Source organism: Mesorhizobium sp. M1066, from assembly GCF_040318635.1.
In the GTDB taxonomy this organism is placed as follows: Bacteria; Pseudomonadota; Alphaproteobacteria; order Rhizobiales; family Rhizobiaceae; genus Mesorhizobium.
This window is the reverse complement of sequence record NZ_JAMYMR010000009.1, coordinates 120,260-144,140: the sequence shown is the minus strand read 5'-3', so window position 1 is coordinate 144,140 and position 23,881 is coordinate 120,260. Positions and strand designations below refer to the sequence as shown.

At 64.0% G+C, this 23,881-nt stretch carries 23 protein-coding genes and 1 tRNA gene; 19 read left to right on the top strand and 5 right to left on the bottom strand.

The genetic code is table 11. From position 1 onward, the window contains the following. Window positions 1-63: 63 nt before the first annotated feature. On the top strand, window positions 64-663 hold the full coding sequence (locus NKH52_RS15415; RefSeq protein ID WP_128304050.1) for an NADPH-dependent F420 reductase: 600 nt from the start codon (window positions 64-66) through the stop codon (window positions 661-663). 658 nt (window positions 664-1,321) lie between these two features. Here NKH52_RS15415 and NKH52_RS15410 read toward each other — a convergent pair. Next, window positions 1,322-1,411, bottom strand: a tRNA-Ser gene (locus NKH52_RS15410). A 409-nt stretch (window positions 1,412-1,820) separates the two neighbouring features. On the opposite strand from NKH52_RS15410, the gene NKH52_RS15405 reads away from it, so the two are divergent. The 3 genes from NKH52_RS15405 to NKH52_RS15395 all read left to right on the top strand — a co-directional run bounded on the left by NKH52_RS15405 (window position 1,821) and on the right by NKH52_RS15395 (window position 3,576). Beyond that, the gene (locus NKH52_RS15405; RefSeq protein ID WP_352730934.1) at window positions 1,821-2,501 is read left to right on the top strand and encodes a 50S ribosomal protein L21; all 681 of its coding nucleotides are present in this window, start codon (window positions 1,821-1,823) and stop codon (window positions 2,499-2,501) included. Window positions 2,502-2,598: 97 nt separating this feature from the next. After that, complete coding sequence (rpmA, locus tag NKH52_RS15400; RefSeq protein ID WP_013529063.1) at window positions 2,599-2,868, top strand: 50S ribosomal protein L27; 270 nt, start codon at window positions 2,599-2,601, stop codon at window positions 2,866-2,868. A gap of 120 nt (window positions 2,869-2,988) precedes the next feature. Continuing rightward, the gene (locus NKH52_RS15395) at window positions 2,989-3,576 is read left to right on the top strand and encodes a GNAT family N-acetyltransferase (RefSeq protein WP_352730938.1); all 588 of its coding nucleotides are present in this window, start codon (window positions 2,989-2,991) and stop codon (window positions 3,574-3,576) included. A gap of 178 nt (window positions 3,577-3,754) precedes the next feature. On the opposite strand, the gene NKH52_RS15390 is transcribed toward NKH52_RS15395, so the two are convergent. Continuing rightward, on the bottom strand, window positions 3,755-4,624 hold the full coding sequence (locus NKH52_RS15390; protein ID WP_352730940.1) for an endonuclease/exonuclease/phosphatase family protein: 870 nt from the start codon (window positions 4,622-4,624) through the stop codon (window positions 3,755-3,757). Window positions 4,625-4,758: 134 nt separating this feature from the next. On the opposite strand from NKH52_RS15390, the gene obgE reads away from it, so the two are divergent. From obgE to NKH52_RS15365, 5 genes are all read left to right on the top strand, one after another. Next, the gene (gene obgE / locus NKH52_RS15385) at window positions 4,759-5,790 is read left to right on the top strand and encodes a GTPase ObgE (RefSeq protein ID WP_127297440.1); all 1,032 of its coding nucleotides are present in this window, start codon (window positions 4,759-4,761) and stop codon (window positions 5,788-5,790) included. Between the two features lie 3 nt (window positions 5,791-5,793). Then, window positions 5,794-6,984: a glutamate 5-kinase gene (gene proB, locus NKH52_RS15380; RefSeq protein ID WP_352730942.1), complete on the top strand. Its 1,191-nt coding sequence runs from the start codon at window positions 5,794-5,796 to the stop codon at window positions 6,982-6,984. 48 nt (window positions 6,985-7,032) lie between these two features. Continuing rightward, window positions 7,033-8,274, top strand: a complete 1,242-nt coding sequence (locus NKH52_RS15375; RefSeq protein ID WP_502908032.1) for a glutamate-5-semialdehyde dehydrogenase — start codon at window positions 7,033-7,035, stop codon at window positions 8,272-8,274. Between the two features lie 249 nt (window positions 8,275-8,523). Next, window positions 8,524-9,111: a nicotinate-nucleotide adenylyltransferase gene (locus NKH52_RS15370; RefSeq protein ID WP_352731138.1), complete on the top strand. Its 588-nt coding sequence runs from the start codon at window positions 8,524-8,526 to the stop codon at window positions 9,109-9,111. Between the two features lie 68 nt (window positions 9,112-9,179). Continuing rightward, window positions 9,180-10,463, top strand: a complete 1,284-nt coding sequence (locus NKH52_RS15365) for an MFS transporter (RefSeq protein ID WP_352554285.1) — start codon at window positions 9,180-9,182, stop codon at window positions 10,461-10,463. A 9-nt stretch (window positions 10,464-10,472) separates the two neighbouring features. Here NKH52_RS15365 and NKH52_RS15360 read toward each other — a convergent pair whose 3' ends face one another. Continuing rightward, a complete protein-coding gene (locus NKH52_RS15360; protein ID WP_352554284.1) occupies window positions 10,473-11,324 on the bottom strand; it encodes a mechanosensitive ion channel family protein in 852 nt (283 codons plus the stop codon). Window positions 11,325-11,565: 241 nt separating this feature from the next. Here NKH52_RS15360 and rsfS point away from each other — a divergent pair, with 241 nt between their 5' ends. The 10 genes from rsfS (at window position 11,566) to NKH52_RS15310 (ending at window position 21,148) form a co-directional block, all read left to right on the top strand. After that, complete coding sequence (rsfS, locus tag NKH52_RS15355; RefSeq protein ID WP_013529073.1) at window positions 11,566-11,943, top strand: ribosome silencing factor; 378 nt, start codon at window positions 11,566-11,568, stop codon at window positions 11,941-11,943. A gap of 27 nt (window positions 11,944-11,970) precedes the next feature. Then, the gene (gene rlmH / locus NKH52_RS15350; RefSeq protein WP_023811784.1) at window positions 11,971-12,453 is read left to right on the top strand and encodes a 23S rRNA (pseudouridine(1915)-N(3))-methyltransferase RlmH; all 483 of its coding nucleotides are present in this window, start codon (window positions 11,971-11,973) and stop codon (window positions 12,451-12,453) included. Between the two features lie 124 nt (window positions 12,454-12,577). Further along, complete coding sequence (locus NKH52_RS15345) at window positions 12,578-13,909, top strand: murein hydrolase activator EnvC family protein (protein ID WP_352730948.1); 1,332 nt, start codon at window positions 12,578-12,580, stop codon at window positions 13,907-13,909. Beyond that, window positions 13,910-15,241, top strand: coding sequence for a S41 family peptidase (locus tag NKH52_RS15340; protein ID WP_023811786.1), 1,332 nt, complete (start codon window positions 13,910-13,912; stop codon window positions 15,239-15,241). It abuts the gene before it with no gap. Window positions 15,242-15,455: 214 nt separating this feature from the next. Further along, complete coding sequence (locus NKH52_RS15335) at window positions 15,456-16,634, top strand: divergent polysaccharide deacetylase family protein (protein ID WP_352730950.1); 1,179 nt, start codon at window positions 15,456-15,458, stop codon at window positions 16,632-16,634. Window positions 16,635-16,790: 156 nt separating this feature from the next. Further along, on the top strand, window positions 16,791-17,306 hold the full coding sequence (locus NKH52_RS15330) for an RNA pyrophosphohydrolase (RefSeq protein ID WP_023811788.1): 516 nt from the start codon (window positions 16,791-16,793) through the stop codon (window positions 17,304-17,306). A 77-nt stretch (window positions 17,307-17,383) separates the two neighbouring features. Further along, window positions 17,384-18,523: an alanine racemase gene (gene alr, locus NKH52_RS15325; protein ID WP_352730953.1), complete on the top strand. Its 1,140-nt coding sequence runs from the start codon at window positions 17,384-17,386 to the stop codon at window positions 18,521-18,523. Window positions 18,524-18,796: 273 nt separating this feature from the next. Next, window positions 18,797-19,213 (top strand): nucleoside diphosphate kinase regulator, encoded by a 417-nt coding sequence (gene rnk, locus NKH52_RS15320; protein WP_352440991.1) that lies wholly within the window; start codon window positions 18,797-18,799, stop codon window positions 19,211-19,213. Between the two features lie 14 nt (window positions 19,214-19,227). Next, window positions 19,228-19,770 carry a GreA/GreB family elongation factor gene (locus NKH52_RS15315; RefSeq protein WP_352730956.1) on the top strand — a complete coding sequence of 181 codons (543 nt, stop codon included), beginning with the start codon at window positions 19,228-19,230 and terminating at the stop codon, window positions 19,768-19,770. 121 nt (window positions 19,771-19,891) lie between these two features. After that, window positions 19,892-21,148: a D-amino acid dehydrogenase gene (locus NKH52_RS15310; RefSeq protein WP_352730959.1), complete on the top strand. Its 1,257-nt coding sequence runs from the start codon at window positions 19,892-19,894 to the stop codon at window positions 21,146-21,148. Between the two features lie 4 nt (window positions 21,149-21,152). On the opposite strand, the gene NKH52_RS15305 is transcribed toward NKH52_RS15310, so the two are convergent. Together NKH52_RS15305 and NKH52_RS15300 are read right to left on the bottom strand one after the other, a co-directional pair. Then, window positions 21,153-23,309 (bottom strand): phospholipase D-like domain-containing protein, encoded by a 2,157-nt coding sequence (locus NKH52_RS15305; protein ID WP_352730962.1) that lies wholly within the window; start codon window positions 23,307-23,309, stop codon window positions 21,153-21,155. Further along, window positions 23,306-23,749 (bottom strand): phospholipase A2 family protein, encoded by a 444-nt coding sequence (locus NKH52_RS15300; protein ID WP_352730964.1) that lies wholly within the window; start codon window positions 23,747-23,749, stop codon window positions 23,306-23,308. The genes NKH52_RS15305 and NKH52_RS15300 overlap by 4 nt, the downstream gene beginning before the upstream one ends. Between the last annotated feature and the right edge of the window lie 132 nt (window positions 23,750-23,881).

Below are 23,881 nucleotides of genomic sequence, written 5' to 3'. Positions count from 1 at the left end.
CGGCCGGTCACTCCATTCGATATTCCAGGCCCGCAGGGCGTGGCAAACTGAAGGAGAATATACATGAGCTATGCAATTATTGGCTTCGGCAAGATCGGCCACGCTCTTGCCAAGGCGTTTGCCCGCAACGGCATCGAAGTGTCCGTGGCAACCACGCGCGACCCGGAAAGCTTTGCAGCCGATGCGGCCGCGATCGGACCCACGATTATCCCGAAAACGCTGGCGGAAGCGATCAAGGCGGACATCGTCTTTCTGGCGGTTCGTTTCGAGTCGCACCCAGATGTCGCGAAGGCGCTGTCAAGCTGGGAAGGCAAGACGATCATCGACGCGACGAACGTGTTTCCAGTGCCTGAAGAGCTGGACGGTCTGCCGTCCTCCGCCTTCGTCGCAAAGGCGTTCACCGGCGCCAAGCTCGTCAAAGGGTTCAATCACCTGATTGCAGCCACTTTGGCTGCCGATCCGATCGTCGAGGGCGGCCACCGGGTCGTCTTCCTGTCGAGCGACGACGAGGACGCGATCGCTCCCGTGGCGGCCTTAGCCAAACAACTCGGGTTCGCACCGGTCAAGCTGGGGAAGCTCAACGAGGGTGGCGCACTGGTGCACGCACGCGGCCGCACTTGGGGCCAGCTGATCTTCCAGGACCTGTTCAAGAAGGAGCAGTAACGGATTTATCGTGCACCGACAGAGTGGCCGGTGTTCGACGCCGGCCACATCGTCAGCAACGAGCCGAGCGCGCAAAGTGACGTGCTTGAACATCTGCCTGGGATCCTTCGGCCGACATGTGCCGGCCACCCATGAATCGTAATTGCAATAGCTGACGTCCCAGCCGGCATCGCGTCTTTTGGAAGTTGCCTCGCGACCGCTCGCGCGGATGGGTCCGAAGCCACCCCAACTGCCATCCGAGCCTTTGTAATTTCCCATGACGCGATAATTGCAGTTGTCTACGACGAAGTTGCCGTCCATCGACACGCATGCCGATGCGACAGTGGAAAGACTGAAGAGGGCCGTGCCGGCGACTGTGACGGCGAGAGAGGCTTTGCGCATAGTGGTCTCCTAACTGGCTGGGCGAACCAACCATTACGAGATCTTGGGCCGGGCCACTTCCCCCATTTGGGCTAAACCGGCTGGCAAATTCACAGCGACATGGCTGCGCTTGCGGACAGAAAACCATGTGCGGAGATGCCGAATGGGCCTGCCCTTGCCGAAGCTTTACGCCTCCGCGAAGGCCAGAGTGTCCCGGCTCGGGCGGCTTTGTCCTGTTGGCTGCGCGATATGCGGCAAGCGGCTAGCAGCCCAGGAGATGTCAGGTTCTTGGGCTAAATGGCGGAGAGGGAGGGATTCGAACCCCCGATGGGCTTGCACCCATGCCGCATTTCGAGTGCGGTGCATTCGACCACTCTGCCACCTCTCCGCGGTCATGGTCGGCCGTTGCCGGCGCGGCGCACTAGATAACGGCTGAACGGGCAGGTTACAAGGCCAATCCGTCAGTTATTTGGCTTGCTTGGCAAGCGGCGGATTCACGGCTGGTGGGGGTACAGCGAGACCCGAGGCAGATTGCCGACCAGTCACCCACCCTCAGCCCAGGCGGGGCAACGCCGTGGGCATGTCGGCACAGCCGGTCCGTGCCCGCCAATGACGGTCTCGGAAACGGCGCGGCTGGTTTGCCTTGACTCGCCCCCAACCTTCGGTTAGGGACAGCGCGCAATCGGCGTGGAGGGTTCTTCCGCGCCGCTTGTTTTTTGAACCCGCAGACTGACAAAAAGACGGCTGAACTGCCAGAGGCGGTTCATCAAGGCCGACCGAACAGCGAAAGGCAAAAAATGTTCGCAGTCATTAAAACGGGTGGCAAGCAGTATCGCGTTGCCGCCAACGATCTCCTGAAGATCGAAAAAGTCGAAGCCGCTGTCGGCGATATGGTCGAGATCGGCCACGTCCTTGCGCATGGCGAAGGCGAGAATGTCACGTTCGGCGCGCCGTTCGTCGACGGCGCGGTGGTCACCGCCGAAGTCGTCGAACAGGGCAAGAACCGCACCGTCATCGCCTTCAAGAAGCGCCGCCGGCAGAATTCGCGCCGCAAGATCGGCCATCGCCAGCTTTTGACCACCGTGCGGATCTCCGAGATCCTGCTGGGTGGCGCCAAGCCGACCAAGACGGCAGCGGCCAAGGCGCCGAAGAAGGTGAAGGCCGAGGCCGCCACCGAGGTGCAGGCGGAAGCCGCGCCGAAGAAGGAGCCCAAGGCCAAGGCAGCCGAGACAAAGGCAGCCGAGACCGCCGCAGCGCCACTGTTCAAGGCACCGAAGGGTGAGCCGGACGATCTGACCGTGATCAAGGGCATCGGCCCGGTCGCAGCCAAGGATCTTAACGAGCAGGGCATCGTCACCTTCGCCCAGCTTGCCAAGCTGACCGAGAAGGATGTCGCCAAGATCGACGAGCACATGCCCTTCAGCGCCGACCAGATCAAGGACTGGCGCGAGCAGGCCAAGGAATTGGCTGCGAAGTAATTTTCTGGCGATTGGGTCGCCGGATCGGACTTGAAACGGAACGCGAACGCGTTCATAAGGCCTTTTAGGCGCCTTGCGGCGCAACGGAGTTAGTTAGATGGCACACAAGAAAGCTGGCGGCTCGTCGCGCAACGGTCGCGACTCGCATTCCAAGCGTCTGGGCGTGAAGAAGTTCGGCGGCGAAGCCGTCATCCCGGGCAACATCATCATTCGTCAACGCGGCACCACGTGGCATCCCGGCGTCAATGTCGGCATGGGTACGGACCATACGCTTTTTGCGCTCGAGACCGGCGCCGTGACGTTCAACAAAAAAGCCAACGGCCGAACCTACGTATCGGTCAACCCGATTGCCAAAGCCGCGGAGTAGCCGGTTCCGCACTAGAACACCGGCGCCCATCTCGGGAACCGGTGTCTGGCAAAGCCAGGAAAAGGATCAGGGGAGATGGGTTTCCATCTCCCCTTTTTCTTGTGCCTGGAGGACTTTCAAATGGTTGCCGAAGCGGAAGACTCAGAAGACGGAAGTTACGCGATAGACTGCCCGGTGCTGGTCACCGAGCGGCTGGTGATGCGGGCGCCCCATGAAGGCGATGTCACGCAACTGGTCGAACTTGCCGACAACCGTCATGTCGCCGAAATGCTGGCCCGCATGCCGCACCCCTATGGTGAGGCCGAGGCGCGCTCCTTCCTCGCCATGACCAGGTCGCGCCGGGCCGGCATCGCCTATGCCCTGACGCTGGCCGGAACCGACACGTTCGTCGGCTGTGCCGGTCTCAACACCACCGAACGCGGGCTGGAACTCGGCTACTGGATCGGCGAGCCTTACTGGAAGAAGGGCTATGCGACGGAAGCAGCCCATGCGCTGGTCGATCTCGCCTTCCAGAGGACGTCGATCCAGGTGCTGCAGGCCTCGACGCGGGTCATCAATCCGGCCTCGCGCCGCGTCATCCACAAATGCGGGTTCCAATATGCCGGCCAGGGCATGCTGAATTCGATCGTCGCCGGCCAGGTTCCCGTCGAGCGCTACCGGCTCGACAGGAAGACGTGGACGAGCCTGCGGAACTGGGTGCATTTTTGATGTGTGCCGATATTCAGGTGAGGCCGGCCTGCGAATGGCGGCTTCCTGCGCTTCCGGTGCTCGCGTACGAAAAGTACGCTCCGCTCCGGTTCTCGGAAGCCACTATTCTCGGCTCGGCCTGACCTGAATCTCGACACACATCGGGTACGGCGCGAGACCAATGGGAGGCAAACTTGGGTCAGCCCAGTTCGACCCAGACCGGCAGGTGATCCGAACCGACCGCCTTTCGGTCGACCCACAGGCGCTTCAGGGATTTGGCAAGCGAAGCGCTTGTGAAGATATAGTCGATGCGCTTGTGGCGGCTGGGGTCGGTGGGTTGTTTCGGGTCGACCCAGCTGATGAGGTCGTCGCCGGTGGCGTTCAGGCGCAAGGCGGCATCGACGGCGAAGTCGGCGGTCAGCGGCATGCCGAATTCATGGTCCGGCCGGCCGGCGAGTTCGACATATTCGGGTGAACCGGCCAGCATGTTGAAATCGCCCATGCCGACAAAGGCTTCGGGATGCGGCAGTTCCGGCAGGCCGATCTCGGCGACGCCGGACAGCGCGCCGCCTTCGAGCGCGTAGTTCAGCATGCGTTGGCGCAAGAACTGGATCTGGCTGGCGCGTTCGAGGGGGCTGCGGTGATCGAGATGGATGGAATAGAAGCGGATGAAACCAAGCGGCGTCTCGATCAGCGCTTCCAGCGCGCCACGCTGGAAGTTCATCATCTCGAAGCTGCGGCTGCGCGGCAAAAGCAGGTTGCGCGACAGATGAATAGGCGTCTTCGACAGCACCATGTTGCCGAGCTGGAAGGTTTTCGTGATGGCGCGGCCATTGTCGATGTGCGAACCGATATTGGCCTCGAAATTGCTGCCATAGACGGCGAAATAATCGGGCAACGCCTCGCCGATCTCGGCGACCATGTCTCGGCCGCCATTCCTGGGATTGTTGCGGGTCACCTCCTGCAAAGCGATCACGTCGGCGCCGCGCACGGCATCAGCGATGCGCCCGACATCGTATTGCCCGTCGAGGCCGATGCCGTACTGGATGTTGTAAGTTACAAGCTTCATTCCGGCATCTCTCCGGCCGATCCCACGCGGCCATTGTCACAAAACGGCCTCGCCCTTCGCCGCGCCTTGGTTTAGAGCAAGGGCCAAGGTTTAGAGCAATGCCGCAAGGCCACTAGTAGAAACTGTACAATCCCATGAAATTTCTCGATCAAGCCAAGGTCTACATCCGCTCGGGTGACGGTGGCGCCGGTTCGGTGTCGTTCCGGCGCGAAAAGTTCATCGAGTTCGGCGGGCCGGATGGCGGTGATGGCGGCCGTGGCGGCGATGTCTGGCTGGAGGCGGTCGACGGGTTGAACACGCTGATAGACTACCGCTACCAGCAGCATTTCAAGGCCAAGACCGGCGTCCACGGCATGGGCCGCAACATGACCGGTGCCAAGGGCGCCGATGTCACGCTGAAGGTGCCGGCGGGAACGCAGGTGTTCGAAGAGGACAACGAGACGCTGATCTGCGATCTGACCGTGGTCGGCCAGCGCTTTCTGCTGGCCAAGGGCGGAAATGGCGGTTTCGGCAACCAACATTTCAAGACCTCGACCAACCAGGCGCCGCGCCGCGCCAATCCCGGCCTGCCGGGGCAGGAGCTCAACATCTGGCTGCGGCTGAAGCTGATCGCCGATGCCGGGCTGGTCGGGCTGCCCAATGCCGGCAAGTCGACATTCCTGGCGGCGGTCACCGCAGCCAAGCCGAAGATCGCCGACTATCCGTTCACGACGCTGCATCCCGGCCTCGGCGTTGCCCGGATCGACGCACGCGAATTCGTCATCGCCGATATTCCGGGCCTCATCGAAGGCGCGCATGAGGGCGTCGGCATTGGCGATCGCTTCCTCGGCCATGTCGAGCGCACGCGCGTGCTACTGCATCTGGTTTCGGCGCAGGAGGAAAATCCGGGCAAGGCCTACAAGACCGTGCGCGCGGAACTTGAGGCCTATGGCAACGGCCTGACCGACAAGGTCGAGATCGTGGCGCTTTCCCAGGTCGACACGCTCGACGCCGATCAGCGCAAGAAGAAGGTCGCTTCGCTGAAGCGTGCCGCCGGCCGCGCGCCGATGCTGTTGTCGGCGGTCACCGGCGAGGGCGTCGAGGCGGTGCTGCGGGCGCTGATGTCGGTGGTGGGCGAGGCGCGTGCGCGGATCGCGGCCCCGGTCGAGACGCGCTGGGACAAGTAGGCCATGCAGTCGCTGAAAAAATATCGGCGCATCACCGTCAAGATCGGCTCGGCGCTGCTCGTCGACCGAACGTCAGGCCTGAAGCGCGACTGGCTGGCCTCGCTTGCCGACGATATTGCGGTGCTTGCGCAGGGCGGCGCTGAAATCCTCGTCGTCTCCTCCGGCGCCATCGCGCTTGGCCGCACCATCCTTGGCCTCGGCAAGCGAGCCCTGAAACTGGAGGAGAGCCAGGCGGCGGCAGCCGTGGGACAGATCGCATTGGCCGGCGCCTGGTCGGACGCGCTCGGCAAGGGCAGCCTGAAATCGGGCCAGATCCTGCTGACGCTCGGCGACACCGAGGAGCGCCGCCGTTATCTCAATGCGCGGGCGACGATCTCGACACTCTTGAAGATGAAGGCAGTGCCGGTCATCAACGAGAACGACACGGTGGCGACCTCCGAAATCCGCTACGGCGACAATGACCGGCTGGCGGCTCGCGTCGCCACCATGATGGGCGCCGACCTCCTGGTGCTGCTCTCCGACATCGACGGGCTCTATACGGCGCCGCCGGCGCGTGACCCCCAGGCTAAATTCATTCCGGTGGTCGACCGCATCACGCCTGATATCGAGGCGATGGCGGGTGCGGCCGCTTCCGAACTGTCGCGCGGCGGCATGCGCACGAAGCTCGATGCCGGCAAGATCGCCACTGCCGCCGGCACCGCGATGATCATCACGTCGGGCACGCGGCTGTCGCCGCTGATGGCGATCGAACGCGGCGAACGCGCCACCTTCTTCCGGCCGAGTTCCAATCCGGTCAAGGGTTACAAGACCTGGATCGCCGGCCAACTCGAACCGGCCGGCCGGCTGACAGTCGATGCCGGCGCCATCGGCGCGCTGCTGTCGGGCAAGTCGCTGCTGCCGGCGGGCGTCAAGCTGGTCAGCGGCAATTTCTCGCGCGGCGACACGGTGGCGATCCTGTCGCCCGAGGGCCGCGAGATCGCGCGCGGGCTGGTTGCCTACGATGCAGCTGATGCCGTAAGGATCGCTGGCCTGAAGACGGCCGAGATTGAAACCGTGCTCGGCTACGAGGCGCGTTCGGCAATGATCCACCGCGACGACCTTGTGGTGAGCCATTCCGGTGACCAAGTACGAGCCGGTGACCAGGTGCGGGCCGGTGACCAAATCACGGTCGGCGGCGATATAAGCGGAGGATGAGCCGTGCTGAAACTGCATGAAAAATCCGGGGATGACACTGTCGCGCTGATGGCCGATATCGGCCGTCGCGCCCGCGTTGCCGCCCGACCGTTGGCCATTGCCACCACCGCCGCCAAGAATGCTGCACTTGCCGCCATGGCCGAGGCGATCGTCGCCAGGCAGCAAGACATTCTCGACGCCAACGCCATCGATGTCTCGAACGGCCAGGAATCCGGGCTTTCCGCCTCCTTCATGGACCGGCTGAAGCTCGATCCGGCGCGCATTCGCGCCATGGCCGACGGCATCCGCGAAATCGCCGCACTGCGCGATCCGGTCGGCGATGTGATGACGCAATGGGACAGGCCGAACGGCCTGCATATCGAGCGCGTGCGCACGCCGCTCGGCGTCGTCGGCGTCATCTATGAGAGCCGCCCGAACGTCACCGCCGATGCCGGCGCGCTGTGCCTCAAGGCCGGCAATCCGGTGATCCTGCGCGGCGGCTCGGATTCGCTCAATTCGTCGGCCGCCATCCATGCCTGCCTGGTCGAAGGGCTGAAGGAAGCCGGCCTGCCGGAAGACGCCATCCAGCTGGTGCCGACCACCGACCGCGCCGCCGTTGGCGAGATGCTGAAGGGTTTGAGCGGTACGCTGGACGTCATCATTCCGCGCGGCGGCAAAAGCCTCGTCGGGCGGGTGCAGACCGAGGCCCGGGTGCCGGTCTTCGCCCATCTCGAAGGCATCTGTCATCTCTACATCGACCGCTCCGCCAAGCTTGACATGGCGGTGCAGATCGCCGTCAACGCCAAGATGCGGCGCACCGGCGTCTGCGGCGCCGCCGAGACACTGCTGGTCGACCGTACCGTCGCGTTCAGCCATCTGGTGCCGATCCTCGACGCACTTCGCGCCGCGGGCTGCGAAATCCATGCCGATGCCGAAGTGCTGAAAGTGTTTTCCGACGCGAAGCCGGCCACCGATCTCGACTGGGTGACCGAATATCTCGAGGCCATCATCGCGGTGAAGCTGGTCGACGGTATCGACGGTGCCATAGAGCATATCGAGACGTTCTCCTCGCATCACACCGAGGCGATCGTCGCCGAGGATGCGCAGGTCGTCGAGCGCTTCTTCAACGAGATCGATTCGGCGATCCTGCTGCACAACGCCTCGACGCAGTTCGCCGATGGCGGCGAGTTCGGCATGGGTGCCGAGATCGGCATCGCCACCGGCAAGATGCATGCGCGCGGACCGGTGGGCGTCGAGCAACTGACGTCGTTCAAATACCGCGTGCGCGGGTCCGGACAGGTGAGGCCTTGACGTATTTCGCCCGAAGGGCCTGAAGCTTGCGCCCAGCCACCCCCCTCTGTCCTGCCGGACATCTCCCCCTCAAGGGGGGAGATCGGCTGACATTTCTGATTTCGCCAATATTCAACACTGAAAGGCTTACTCGTACGCCGAAACTGCCAATCTCCCCCCTTGAGGGGGAGATGTCCGGCAGGACAGAGGGGGGCGCCTAGCACCATGCTGTCGTCCCTTCAGCCCACAATCTCCTCCCACTATCTCAAAATGCCGCACGCCGAAAAAGGCCTCGCCGTCGGCCTGTTCGGCGGCTCGTTCAATCCGCCGCATGCCGGCCACGCGCTGGTCGCCGAGATTGCGCTCAGACGCCTGGCGCTCGAACAGCTGTGGTGGATGGTGACGCCGGGCAATCCGCTGAAGAACACCAGGGAATTGGCGCCGCTGGGCGAGCGGCTGCAGCTGTCGGAGCAGATCGCCAAGAACCCGAAGATCAAGGTCACCGCTTTCGAAGCCAGCCATCATGTCCGCTACACCGCCGACACGCTGGCGCTGGTCAAGGCGCGCAATCCCGGTGTCGACTTCGTCTGGATCATGGGCGCCGACAGTTTGCGCGATTTCCATCGCTGGCAGCGCTGGCGCGAGATTGTCATGACTTTCCCGATCGCCATCATCGACCGTCCGGGGGCGACGCTGTCGTTCCTGTCCTCGGTCGTCGCCAAGACCTTCGACTATGCCCGCGTCGACGAAGGCGATGCGCCGCGGCTTGCCCGCATGAAGGCGCCGGCCTGGACCTTCATCCACGGCCCGCGCTCGTCGCTGTCATCGAGCGCGATCCGCAAGCTGGCGAAGGGGTGAGCCCGCCCGTCCGCCCATGTCGCTTTTATCGCTCCCTTTGCCAGTTTCATGGGCAATCCTGAGCAGGCATGTCGATTCCCAGGAAAATCCGCAGCGAAGCCGAGCAGGGCGCCGAGCCCACACCGCTGATCGCGATTGCCAGCGTCATCGTGTCGATGGCACTGATTGCCGTCGGCAACGGGCTGATGTTTGCCTATATCCCGGTTCGGCTCGGCGCCGAGGGTTTCGATCCGACCTGGGCCGGGCTGATCATCACCGGACTTTCGGCCGGCGGGCTCGCCGGCTGCATCCTGACCGGGCCGCTGGTGCGAAGGGTCGGCCATGCCCGTGCCTTCATGGTGCTGTCGGCGCTGATCGCGCTGGCCAACGCCGCTGTCGGCGCCGGGGTCCATCCGCTGCTGTGGATTGCCGCCCGCGCGCTCTACGGCTTTGCCATCTGCGGCCTGTTCATCGTCGCGCAGAGTTGGCTGAACGACGCCGTTGCCAACGCCATCCGCGGCCGGGTGATGGCTTTCTTCTACGTCGCCTATGTCGCCGGGCTCGGCGTCGGCTACGCGACGCTGGCGCTGGTCGATATCAGGACAGCGGATGCGCCGCTGATCGGCATCGTCTTCACGGCGCTATCGATCCTCCCCGTCGGGATGACCAGACTTGCCCAACCGCCGGCACCGCAGGCGGCCTCGGTGGCGCTGCGCCGCGCCTGGCGGGTTTCACCGGTCGGCGTCGCCGGCATGCTTGCGGTTGGCGGCCTGTCGATGTCGATTGCGGGCTTCGCGCCGATCCACGCCACGGCCAAGGGCTACAGCCAGGCCGATGTGGCGCTGCTGCTTTCGGCGATGCCTCTCGGCACGCTGATCCTGCAGATCCCGCTTGGCTGGATTTCCGACCGAACCGACCGTCGCTATGTGCTGATCGCCGCATCCGCGCTCGCCATGGTTGCCGGCCTGTTTGCGCTCGGGTTCGATGGCGGCGCGTTGGCCGCGTTGGTTGTGATCTATATCGTGTGGGACGGCGCCTCGGAATCGATCTATTCGCTGGCCAGCGCACATGCCGCCGACCGCGCCGGCAAGGACGACATGGTGGCGCTGTCCAGTTCGCTTTTGTTTGCCTGGTCGCTGTCGGGTTTCGTCGTGCCCGGCATCGTGACGGCGCTTTCAGCCGTCTTCGGAACGCAGGCTTTCATCTATGTGGCTGTTCTCATCGCCGCAGCCTTCTGCCTGTTCGTGCTTTTGCGCGTGTTCACGACGCGTGCGGTCCCGGTCGGTGAAACCGGCAGTTTCGCACCGATGACGGCGCAGGCGCCGTTGCCGGTTGAACTTGCCTTCGCACCGGACGATGAGGGCCGACACTGAGCCAACCGCCTATTGTCGACGGGCTTCGGGTTGGGGCGCTTCCGGTGGCGGCAGCGGGATCGATATGCCTTCGCTATCGAATTCCTGTTTGGCGCGCTTGGTGAGATCGGTCTGGGTGGCGAAGAAGTCCGCCGACGAAGTCCAATAGCGCAAGGCAATCGAAACAGTGCTGTCGCCCAATGTCGAGACGAAAGCGATCGGTGCCGGCTCACGTTTCACTCGCCGTTCGGCCGCGGCAATGGCGAGCAAGGTTTTCTGCGCCCTGTCGATGTCGTTCCAGGAGCCGATGCTGAGTATGATGTCGCTGCGGCGTACGCCGTTGCGCGAAAAGTTGCGCACCGGCTGGTTCCATAGCGTCGAGTTGGGCGCCAATATGTAGACCCCGTCGGCGGTCCTGAGCTTGGTCGCGAACAGACCGATCTCCTCGATCGTGCCGGCGATCGAACCGACCTCGACGGATTCGCCGATGCGGAACGGCCGCAGCGCCAGAAGCATGATGCCGGCGGCGATGTTCTGCAGCGTGCCCTGCAACGCCAGGCCGATGGCGAGGCCAATGGCACCGATCGCGGCAATGATCGAGGCCGTCTGAACGCCGAACTGGCCGAGCACCATGATGGTGACGAGGATCAGGATGGCGTAGCGGACGATCTTCGAGAAGAAATGCCGCAACGTCGCGTCGAAACCATGGATATGGCCGAGACCAGCGAAAATCGAACGTTCGGCAAGACCGGCGACGATGTAGCCGACAATCAAGAGGATGACGGCACCGATGGCCGAGAAGGAGTACGAAACAATCAGCGTGCTCAGTTGGGCGAGGCCAGCCTGGACGCTGAGAAAAGCGTTTTGCGGGTCGATCGGCATGGGGAAATCCGGTTGGTCGGTGAGCCGATAACCCATGCGGGCGGTGAGGGTTCCGATCTTTTCCGGCGTGCGGCGGAACCACAAGAGTGACAATACGTTCGTGCGAGGCAGGGTCCCGTCTTGAAACTGTCAGGGAACTCTGCCTATCTAAGTGGTGTCACCTGCTTCAAGGGGTGATTTGGTTGTTCTTGCTGCGAAAGGAAATACACTGAGAACAGCACTGCGGAAGAAGGCCGATATCATGCCTTCGCCGGCCAGGATCAGCGTAGACGACGCCGTGTCCCGCGCCATCAAGACAGTCCTTGCCAGTCTGGAAGACTCCAAGGCCGAAAACATTGTCTCCATCGACATCCAGGGGAAATCGAGCCTCGGCGACTACATGGTCGTCGCTTCGGGCCGATCGCACCGTCATGTCGCGGCTGTCGCCGATCATCTTCTCAAAGCGATCAAGGATGCCGGTCTCGGCACCGCGCGCGTCGAGGGGCTATCCGGCGCCGACTGGGTCCTGATCGATTCTGGCGACATCATCGTCCACGTCTTCCGCCCCGAAGTCCGCGAATTCTACAATCTCGAAAAGATGTGGCAGGCGCCGGACCTCGAGGAAGAAACGCTCCACTAAGTCGTTCGCGCGGCTTACAAGGCGAGGATGAAGATATCAGTTCATGCCGTGGGCCGGATGAAAGCCGGCCCCGAAAAGCTGCTGGCCGACCGCTATTTCGAGCGTTTCGCCAAGAGCGGCCCGGTAGTGGGGCTTGAATTTGGCGGCATTGCCGAGATTGCCGAGGGGCGCGGCCAGACCGCCAACGAGCGGCGGCGTGAGGAAGGCCAGAAACTGCAGACGCAGTTGCAGCCCGGAACCGCTTTGATCCTCCTTGACGAACGCGGCAAAAGCTTTTCCTCGGAAGATTTCGCCGGGCGCCTCGGCCTGTTGCGTGATGGTGGCCGCAAGGCGTTGGTCATCGCCATCGGCGGCGCCGACGGCCACGATCAGTCGCTGCGCGACCAGGCCGAACTGGTGATGTCGTTCGGATTGCTGACATGGCCGCATCAACTGGTGCGCGTGATGCTGGGAGAGCAGCTTTATCGTGTGGCCACCATCCTTTCGGGACATCCCTACCATCGCTCGTAAACCGGTGAATTGGTGCGACACACCCGGATTTCCGCCCCAATGCCGAGGCAAGATTGCATCGAGTGGGCGGTTTCGAACATGGTTGATTGTTCGTTAACGAAGCCACGCATAGAGTCGGGCTTCAATGTCTGAAGACAGCAAATCAAGAACGGGCTCCTGGCGCGCGCGCTGCGGCATCGCGGCGGCGGTACTTGTGCTGTCGCTGCATGCGGGGCGGGCGGAAAACACGCTCGACATGGCTCCCGATCCGGATCAGAGCCGGGCCGAATATGAACGGGTCTCGAAGGAGATCACGCTGTCGTCGGAACGATTGGCCAAACTCTCCGCCGATATCGCGACGATCAAGAAGGATCACGCCTCGATCACCGCCGCATTGATCCAGTCGGCGATGACCGAGCAGAAGCTCGGCCAGGACATCGAGGACATCGGCGCCCGGCTGGAAGGACTGAAGGGCCAGGAGCAGAAGATCCGCGCCTCGCTGATGGCGCGGCGCGACGTTCTGGCCGAAGTGCTGGGCGCGTTGCAGCGCATGGGCCTCAACCCGCCGCCGGCGATCCTGGTTAAGCCCGAGGACGCGCTGTCGTCGGTGCGCAGCGCCATCCTGCTCGGCGCGGTGGTGCCCGAACTGCGCCAGCAGACCGATAGCCTGCTTGCCGATCTCAAGGAACAGACCAGGATTACGGCGTCGATCGAGGCCGAACGGGCGCGGCTGACGGCGGCGGTCGGCGACCAGACGGCGGAAAAGAAGCGGCTCGGCATGCTGCTGGAGGCCAAGCAGAAGCTCGAAGCCGACACGCAAACGCAAATGGCCGCGGAAAAGCAGCGATCCGAAGCGCTGGCGGCCAAGGCCGGCAGCCTGAAAGAGTTGATCGCCTCGCTCGAAGCGCAGGCCGACAAGAGCCGCAAGGCCGCCGATGCGGCCAAGGCCGCCAAGACGGCGGATGGCGACAACGCATCTGCGCCGGCGGAACTGGCGTCGCTGCCGGTGCCGGAAGGCAACCAACTTGCCGCCGCGGTGCCCTTTTCGGCCCTTCAGGGGCAGATCGCACTGCCGGTGACCGGCCGCATCAAGCGGCGATTCGGCGCCGATGACGGTAACGGCGCGGTGATGCTTGGCGACATGGTTGCGACACAATCGGGAGCCATCGTTACCGCGCCGGCGGATGGAAATGTGCTTTATGCGGGGCCGTTTCGCTCTTATGGTCAACTCTTGATCCTGAACGCAGGCGACGGCTATCATGTCGTTTTGGCGGGGATGAGCAGAATCAGCGTCGCGACCGGTCAATCAGTGCTTGCAGGAGAGCCGATCGGTGCGATGGGAGAGGCCCGGGTGGCGAGCACCTCGGTTTCGAAGAATGGAAATGCCACGCCGGAACTCTATGTCGAGTTCCGCAAGGATGGAAAACCCGTCGATCCGGCCCCATGGTGGGCGGACCGTTTTTCTGGAAGGACGTGAATAATGCGGAAACTGTCGCTTCTGTTTGCCGGTGCGCTGATGGGCGCGTCCGCCATGAGCCTGGTCTATGGCGCACCCGGCTCGGCGGCGAACGCTGCAGGGTCGGAGACCTACAAGCAACTGGCGATCTTCGGCGATATCTTCGAGCGGGTGCGGGCACAGTATGTGACACCGCCCGACGACAAGTCGCTGGTCGAGAACGCCATCAACGGCATGCTGGCCTCGCTTGACCCGCACTCCTCCTACATGAATGCCGAGCAGGCGCAGGATATGCGCGTCCAGACCAAGGGCGAGTTTGGCGGCCTCGGCATCGAAGTCACCATGGAGAACGATCTGGTCAAGGTGATCACGCCGATCGACGACACACCGGCCGCCAAGGCAGGCGTGCTGGCCGGCGACTACATCGCCAAGATCGATGGCGAAGAGGTTCGCGGCCTGACCCTCAACGATGCGGTCGACAAGATGCGCGGCCTGGTCAACACGCCGATCAAGCTGACCATCCTGCGCCAGGGCGCCGACAAGCCGATCGAACTGACGGTCGTGCGCGACATCATCAAGGTCAAGGCGGTCAAGTTCCGGGTCGAGAACGACATCGGCTACATGAAGATCACCTCCTTCACCGAAAAGACCTATGACGACCTCGAGAACGCCATCGACACCATCAAGAAGCAGATTCCCGACGACAAGCTGAAGGGCTACGTTCTGGATCTCCGCCTCAATCCGGGTGGCCTGCTCGATCAGGCGGTGAGCGTGTCCGATGCCTTCCTCAACCGCGGCGAGATCGTTTCGACGCGTGGCCGCGACCCCAAGGACGTCACCCGCTTCGACGCCAAGCCCAAGCAGGTCGACGACATCAACGGCAAGCCGATGATCGTCCTGGTCAATGGCGGTTCGGCCAGTGCCTCGGAAATCGTCGCCGGCGCGCTGCAGGACCTGCGCCGCGTCACGGTGGTCGGCACGCAGTCCTTCGGCAAGGGTTCGGTGCAGACCATCATTCCGCTCGGCGAGAATGGTGCGCTCAGGCTGACGACGGCGCTCTATTACACGCCGTCCGGCAAGTCGATCCAGGGCAAGGGCATCACGCCCGACATCAAGGTCGACCAGCCGCTGCCGCCGGAACTGCAGGGCAGGGACCTGACGCGCGGCGAATCCGACCTCAAGGGCCATATCAAGGGCGCCGATGAGAGCACGACCGGTTCGGGCTCGGCAGCCTATGTGCCGCCGGATCCGAAGGACGATCTGCAGCTCATCTATGCCGAGCAGCTGCTGCGCGGCCAGAAGACCGATCCGGCCTTCCCGCCCAATCCGCAAAAGGCGGTTCTCAACCAGTAAGGATCTGGAGCGGCGCACGCGCCGCTCCATCTTTCTGTTTGAGCCTGATGGAAGCAATGCGATGCTGCCGGGACCGAAAGGTTCCGGCAGTTTGATTCGGGGGGTGAGGCAAAGCCCCCAAGGCATGGCGCGGGGTGTGTGCCGGGATTGATGAATTCGCGCATGTCCTTTCGAAGCGGCTTCGCCTTCGGAGCCATGCGCCCGGGGATTAGGCTTGGCTGACATCGGCAAGGACATCGAACGCCCGCTCGGACAGGCAGTCCGGTCGCCGCGCGCCGCCGGCAAGCTCAGCGGCGGTGCGATCATGGCGACAGTGGCCGTGCTGGCGGTGGCAGGCGTCTCCGGCGCGATCGCGCTCAGGGAAAAGCCGTTTCGAAAGCCGCAAGAGGTTGCCGTTTCAACACCGAAAGTGACCGCGGCGGCCGAGCCTGCCGCCGCGCCGCCTGCATTGGCCCCGGCGGCACCGAAGCCGGAGGCGCCGGTCAAATCAGGCGGGCCGCAGATCATCCATGTGCAGACGGAGGAGGGCGATGGGCCGCCCAAGGCAGCGATCGTCATTCGCGATCCGTCGACCATCGGCCAGAACCTGAAGATCGCGCACATTCCAGACAAGGCGCTGATCGAAGCCAGCGAGACCGGGCCTTTGCCGGTGCGCGCCGCCGATGGCAGGCGGCCGTTCGACGCCTATGCGCGGCCCTGGTCGGGCGGGCGCGGCGCACGGGTGGCGATCGTCATCGGCGGGCTTTCGGTTTCGCAGACCGGCACCCAGGCGGCCATCGCCAAGCTGCCGGCGGAAGTGACGCTGGCTTTCGCGCCGCAAGGCAACAGCATCGGCCGCTGGATGCAGGCAGCCAGGCAGAGCGGCCACGAGATCGTCATGCAGGTGCCGCTCGAACCGTTCGATTATCCGAAGGTAAATCCGGGCCGCAACACGCTGACGGTGGCGGCGAGCGCGGATGAGAACCTGAAAAGCCTGCACTGGGCACTGTCGCGGACGACCAACTATACCGGCGTCATGAACTATATGGGCGCCCGTTTTTCCGCCGACGCGGCGGCGATGGAGCCGTTCATCGCCGAGCTCGGCAAACGCGGCCTTGCCTATATCGATGACGGCTCGTCGGCTCGCAGCCTGGCGCCGGACCTGGCGCTGAAGGACGGCGTGCCCTTCGTCGCCGGCGACATGGCGATCGATGCCGTGCAGGATCGCGGCGAAATCCTGAAGAAGCTCGACAGTCTGGAGGCGACCGCGCGGGCCAAAGGCACCGCCGTCGGCATCGGTTCGGCCTTCGACCTGACGGTCGATACGGTGTCGTCCTGGGTGGTCGAGGCCAAGAAGCGCGGCATCGAGATCGTGCCGATTTCAGCGGTGGCCATTGACCCGCAAAAAGGCTAACAGCCGTCTTGATAATTCTACTCCGGCGGGCATCTGTCGACGTTTTCTGCGCTTCCGGTGCTCACGTACTTTAAGTACGCTCCGCTCCGGTTCTCGAAAACGCTCGCCACCTGCCTCACCGGAGCGAATTCTCAAAACGGCTGGACCCCATCACGCATGGCTAAAAAGATTGATCGCGAAACGCTGCCTTATCGTCCCTGTGTCGGGCTGATGATCCTCAATGCCGAGGGCCTTGTCTGGGTCGGGCACCGGATTGCCGAACCGGACAGCGAATTTGCCGGCACGACGCAGCTCTGGCAGATGCCGCAAGGCGGTATCGACAAGGGCGAGGAGCCGCTGCAGGCGGCCGAGCGCGAACTCTATGAGGAGACCGGCATGCGAGGCGTCTCGCTGCTGGCCGAGGCGCCGGACTGGATCAACTATGATTTGCCGGACCATCTCGTCGGCATCGCCTTCAAGGGCCGGTATCGCGGCCAGACGCAGAAATGGTTCGCCTTTCGCTTCCATGGCGACACCAGCGAGATCCAGATCAACCCGCCGCCGGGCGGCCACACCGCAGAGTTCGACGAATGGGCATGGCGGCCTATGCAGGATTTGCCCGACCTGATCGTGCCGTTCAAGCGCCATGTCTATGAGGATGTGGTGGCGGCGTTCCGGCATCTGGTGCAATAGCCGCTATACAACAACCGCGGTTGCCGCGCCGGCCCGGCGGTCCTATTGATGTATCCACTACCACGCGAAGGGTCGCCATGAACGACGCCCCCCAAAAGCCGCCGCCAGAAGAGGTCACCGCCACAAGCGAAGTGGCGGCCGGGGCCATCCTCACCATCGATCTCGGTGCAATCCGTGAAAACTACCGGCGGCTGAAAGCGCGGTTGGGCGATGTTGCCTGCGCTGGTGTGCTCAAGGCGGACGGCTACGGCGTTGGCGCCGGCCAGGTCGGGGCGGCGCTGCTGCGCGAAGGCTGCGATGTCTTCTTCGTTGCGCTTCTGGGCGAAGGCGTCGCCCTGCGCCGCTCGCTTGGTCCGGGCCCTGCCATTTTCGTGTTGAACGGCATTCCGTCCGGTGCCGAGACGGACGCCGTGGCAGCGGACGTTTGCGCTGTCATTAACAGCCCCGAGCAACTGGTGGCCTGGCGTGTGGCGGCTCGCCGCGCCGGCCGAAAACTGCCGGCCGCGATCCAGGTCGACAGCGGCATGTCGCGGCTCGGCATGGCGCCTCGGGATGTGGATCGCATCGCCGCCGACCCGCAGGCCTTCGACGGCATCGACATCCGTTACGTGATGAGCCATCTGGCCTGCGCCGACGAGCCGGAGCATCCGGCCAATGAGAAGCAGCGGCTGGCGTTCGAGCGGCTGCGCAAGATGCTGCCGGAGGCGCCGGCATCGCTGACCAATTCCTCCGGCATCTTTCTTGGGGAGCGCTTTCACTACGATCTCGCCCGCCCCGGCGCCGCGCTCTACGGCATCAATCCGACGCCGGCAAAGCCCAATCCGATGCTGCCGGTGGTGCGGTTGCAGGCAAAGGTGGCACAGACGCGCAGCGTCGAACAAGGCGCCGGCGTCGGCTATGGCCATACCTATCATGCGCAAGGCCCCCTCAGGCTGGCGACGATTTCGTTTGGCTACGCGGATGGCTGGCAACGCCGCGCCGCGTCCGCCGCCTGGTTCGAGGGCGTGCGCCTGCCTTTCCTCGGGCGAGTGTCGATGGACTCGATCATTCTCGACATTTCCGCCCTGCCGGCCGGCAGGCTGCGCGAGGGTGATCTCGTCGAACTGCTCGGTCCCTCGCAAAGTGTCGACGACGCTGCCGGCCATGCCGGCACCATCGGCTACGAGATTCTGACCAGCCTCGGCTCGCGCTTCCATCGGCGCTATGTCGGCGGTTGAGCGGTTTGGCCACGCTTGACAAGCGGACGCCTGTCGGCAAGGCTCCTTGCATGAGCAACCCAGCTTATATCAGAACCTTGTTCAGGGTCTGCCCGATCGCGGGATCGTAGCCCCGGCGCGGTCGCCTTTTGGCGTTCGTCCGAACCGGGGCATTTCTACCTGACATCATCAACTCGAGCCAGACAGCTTCGCGGCTGCCGGCTTTTCATCAAGCCACCGTTTGTGCGGGGGCAGGCGCGCGTCTGTTCGATGCGCCAACTCATGAGGTTTGCCATGCAACATGCAACAGGATTGCGTCCACCGAGCCGGGTCAGCGATGCCGACCACCACAGGCTCACGGGCCTGGCGCGGGCGTCGCTCGACCGCGTGCCCGAGACGGCCGAAGAACTGCTTTCAGAGATGGACCGTGCCTTCGTGACGGCAGCGGCTTCCATGCCGGCCAACGTGGTGCGGATGGGTTCGACAGTGACAATCCGCAACGATGGCGGCCACACTCAGCGCATCACGCTGGTCTATCCCGGCGAAGCAGACATCACTGAAAACAGGATCTCGGTGCTGACGCCGATGGGGACGGCGCTTATCGGCGCGTCGATCGGGCAGACAGTGTGCTGGAGCAGCCGTGGCGGCCGGGAACTGTCGGCGACCATTGAAGCGGTCGATGCGCCGGCCTGCGGGCGGGAAGGGTCCTGATCATGGAGACGGCGATGACAGGCGCGAATTTCCGGCTGACGACAAAGGACTTCGCCGTCCTCGAGATCATGTTGGAGCGTCGGCGGGCTTTCGCGGATCCGATTGTTCCAATGCTTGAAGACAAGCTTTCCAAAGCCGAGGTCGTCGCGATCGATTCGGTCGGATCCGATATCGTGACGCTGAACAGCAGGCTGGTGTTTCGTGTCGATGCCGGCCCTGCCCAGACCCGAACCCTGGTGCAGAACGAGGTGCGCGGTCCGGTCGGCTCCAGCCTGTCGATCATGACAAGGCGGGGGCTTTGCATGCTCGGCATGGCCGAGGGCCGGACTGCATGGATCGAACAGGCCGACGGCAGGCGGGAGTCGGTCCTGATCGCGACCGTGCTCTACCAGCCGGAGGCCGCGCGGCGTGCCGTCAGGGAGAGATCCCAAGCCGAGGCGCGACGGCCGCATGGGCTCACCCTCGTCTACAGCGCCGCAGCCGATTGGCGGCCCCTTGGCGAAAGGGCCGGAATGCGGCAGACAGGGGATGACGACCCCGGTCCCACGGCGGCGTGAACAGGCAACACTGCACGATCCCGAAAGTCAGCATCGATTTTCGCCGGGGATCGTGCGCAAATCGGAAATGCGGCCGCGTCCAGGCGTCCCCAAGGACGTGCTGCGCGGCAAGGAGTGAACGATGAAGATCATGGTGCTGGGCGGCGGCGTCATCGGAGTGACCACGGCGTACTTCCTTGCCGAGGCCGGCCACGAGGTGACGGTTCTCGACCGCCAGAAAGGCCCGGCGCTGGAAACCAGCTTCGCCAATGCCGGCGAGATTTCGCCCGGCTACGCCTCGCCCTGGGCCGGACCCGGCATTCCGCTGAAGGCGATCAAATGGCTGCTGATGAAGCATGGCCCGCTGGTGGTGCGGCCGGCCTTCGATCCGCATATGTGGACATGGCTGATCAAGATGCTGCGCAACTGCACGGCCGAGCGCTATGCGATCAACAAGGCGCGCATGGTGCCGCTCGCCGAATACAGCCGCGACACGCTGAAGGCGCTGCGCGAAGCGACCGGCATCGCCTATGACGAGCGTACCCAGGGCACGCTGCAGCTGTTCCGTACGCAAAAGCAGCTCGACGGCACCGGCGGCGATGTCGAGGTGCTGAAGAAGTACGGCGTGCCCTACGAGATCCTCGATCAGGACGGTTGCATCGCGGCTGAGCCTGGCCTTGCCGGGGTGCGCGAAAAGTTCGTCGGCGGCCTCAGGCTGCCGCACGACGAGACCGGCGACTGCAAGATATTCACCGACAGGCTGGCCGAACTCTGTGTGGCCCGCGGCGTCAAGTTCGAATACGACGTGACGATCTGGCGCGTCATCCGCAGCCGCAACCGCATCGCCAATCTCAGCACCAGCAAAGGCTGGAAGACCGCCGACGCCTATGTGATGGCGCTGGGCAGTTATTCGGCAGGGTTCATGCGCAGGGTGAAGCGGCCGATCCCTGTCTATCCGGTCAAGGGCTATTCGATCACCGTGCCGATCAAGGATGCCGCCGCGGCACCGGTGTCGACGGTGATGGACGAGACCTACAAGGTGGCGATCACCCGGCTCGGCGACCGCATCCGGGTTGGCGGTACGGCCGAGATTTCCGGCTTCGACCTCAGGCTGCACGAATCGCGGCGGCGCACGCTGGAACACTCGGTCGGCGATCTCTTTCCGGGCGCCGGCGCCATGCGGGACGCGACGTTCTGGTGCGGGCTGCGGCCGATGACGCCGGATGGTCCGCCGCTGATCGGCCGCACCGAGCTCTCCAATCTCTATCTCAACACCGGCCACGGCACGCTCGGCTGGACCATGGCTTGCGGCTCGGGCAAGGTGCTGGCCGACATCATCTCCAGCAGGGTGCCGGACATCGATGTCCGCGACCTCGCTCAGGAGCGTTATCTGCGATAAGAGGTCAGAACGCCTGTCGGACCCAGTCCTCGTCGAACAGCAGCCGGTAGGCCCACGGTATCGTCATATTGGTGGCGACCGGGTTCGAGTGGGCGACATAGTCGTCATAGATCGGCTTCATCCTGGTGTAGAAGGCCGGATCGAGCACCATCATGCCGTTCTCCGAGTCGTGAAAGAAGCTGCGGTTGTTGAGATTGACCGACGAGATGGCGACCAACCTTTCGTCGATCATCATGATCTTGGAATGCAGCACCACGTCAGGCGCCTTGAACTCGCGGATGTTGATGCGGTCGCCATATTTCTCGACGAACAGCTTGTTGAGCGCGGTGAGAAACTTGCCGCCGATATCGCCCTTGAGATCGATGCGGCCGACAATGTCGATCCTGACGCCGCGGGCGAGCGCCCGGTCAACAGCCTGGGCAAGCTTGGGCGTCAGGTTGAGGTAGGGATTGACGATCTGGATATGGTGCTGGGCGGCGTCGACCAGGTCGACGAAATAATCCTCCAGCGCATGGCCATCCTCGTAGGGCACCGAAATGAAGTGCCGCGCCGTGCCTGACGGGCGGGCGCCGGCGGACCGGACCGGAATGGAGAAGGGGCGCGCCAGATTGGTGTCGGCGTCGCGCAGCCACTCTGTCGAAAGATGCGCGGCAAGTGTCTCGACCGTGGCCGGATCGGCAAACTCGATGTCGAAGTCGCTCCAGTTCGAATAGTAGTTCAATGAGAGCCCGTCGGTCTTGCCGTATTGCTCGAGGTCGGGATAGCGCGACAGATCGATCGGCTGGTGGAACAGGAAGCCGTCATGGATGTTGCGGCCACCGATGATGGCGCGTGAGCGCCCGGGATCGTCGGCAAGCGTTGCCAGCATCTTGACATGATGGACCTTGTGCAGTTGTGAGATCTGCTCGTCGATCGGCGCGCCCCGGTCCGCCTGCCAGCGATATTCCTGCAATTCGACATTGGGGAATTCGGCCGCCAGCCGGTGCAGCAGGGCGTCGTCCTTGTCGCGCTCCAGCACGTCCGTGACCAGGATGCGCACCTTGGTGCCAAGGGCCGCATGATGACGGATCAGCCGTTCGATGATGCGGCCGGAGAAGTCGGCCTTGAACTCCAGCGACGACAGATAGATCAGTTTGAGTTTTGGGGCCCTGGAGAAATCGAGCGGCAGCCCCGGGTCGCCCTTGTCGATGGCGCTGTCGGACAGCGGCGCTCCCATCAGCGCCTCGACCTTGGCGTTGAAGCCATCGCGCGACTTGCGCAGCAGGCGCGGCTTTCCGATCGGCAAGGCACAGGTCTGCGACAGCCAGCGGCTGGCGTAGAAGGCGCGGCTGAGCGGGTCGAGGCTAGTGGGGTCGGGCGTAGGGCAGCGTTCGTAGCGACTGTCGAAGGCGGCAAGCGCCGGGTCGGCGGTCTCTTCGCGCCGGATGGTGAGCGGCGCGCCGGCCGGGGCAAGGCTGGAGCGGATTCTTGCCGTGCAGCGGTTCAGGCGGTCACTCGGGAACAGGCTGACCGTGTCATCCCCGCCGGGCAGGCGAAAGCGAAATGTCGTGCCCGTGGCGATGGTGCGTGAACCGGCGCCGGCACGGATTGCCAGCGCGCCGTCGCAGACGCCTTCGATGTCGGCCGGTTGCTTGCCGGCCTGGTGCAGGACGATCTCGACGCTGCGCGCCTGCAGGCCGGAGAAATCGAAGATCCTGGGCACTGAGGGCCGCGCTGCCGCATCGATGTAGAGCGTCTGCCGCGACACCCGCCAGCGTCCTTCGAAATGACCCCCGCCGCTGCTGGCCCCGGCTGGCGGCAGATGCATTTCTGCGACCGGCCCGGCCAGTTGTTGCAGCGTCCGGTAGGTCGCCTGGAAATCGCTGTTGGCGATCTCATGGCGGTCGTGACCGAAAGGGCCGGTGCCGTTGGCGCGGTCCATGGCGCCAAGCTGGTGGCGGGCGAGCAGCGCCAGGAACCGCTTTTCGTAGTCGCTGGTGCCGGCGTCACCGAAAAACTGCGCGGCGGCGATCCGCGGCCCAGCTGTCTCGGCGGAGAGCGCGGGTCGCGCGCAAGCGCTCTGACCTTGCAGGAGATCGCAGGCATTGCGGCCAGCGACGGCACAGCCGGCAAGGACAGCCAGCCCGAACAGAGCGATGGCGATGGATGCGTGACCCTTCACCCGGCCGCTCCGGTCTTCAGGGCGCTCAATTGCGCCGGATCGCGCGGCGGCATGAAGCCCTGCGGGAAGACCTTGCAGACGGGAATGGTGAAGGTGGCGATCAGCAGTTCGGCCTCGCCGCGCATTTTGCGTGGCGTTGTCTTATCGTCGCGGATCGCTTTCGCCAAGGCGACCAGGGTGCCGTCGCAGTCGCAATGGTTGTGGCGGGCGATGTAGCAGGCATCATGCGCCTGGCAGGCCGCATCGAGGCGGTCGGCCGGCCGGGCCGATAGATCGCCGGTGCGGGTGCCAGGGCCGCAATAATTGCCGAAGACGAGAGGCGAAGGCCGCGCCATGGCGTAGCGGATCGGCTTGGGCAGTTCGGCTTCCGGGACCTTCGTCCACGGATTGGCGCAAGCGGAAACGAAAAGCAGCGGCAGGATGGCAAGAACGGCTCGCATGTCTATCCGCGCCAGCTTTCTGAAAGTGTCCCTGCGCGCGGCGTCCGCCCACAGCCGGCGACCGCACGCCTGATGCCACACTGGCCGGTTTTGTGGCAAGGAAAAGGCGGCACGGCTAAAGCGCATCGCGTT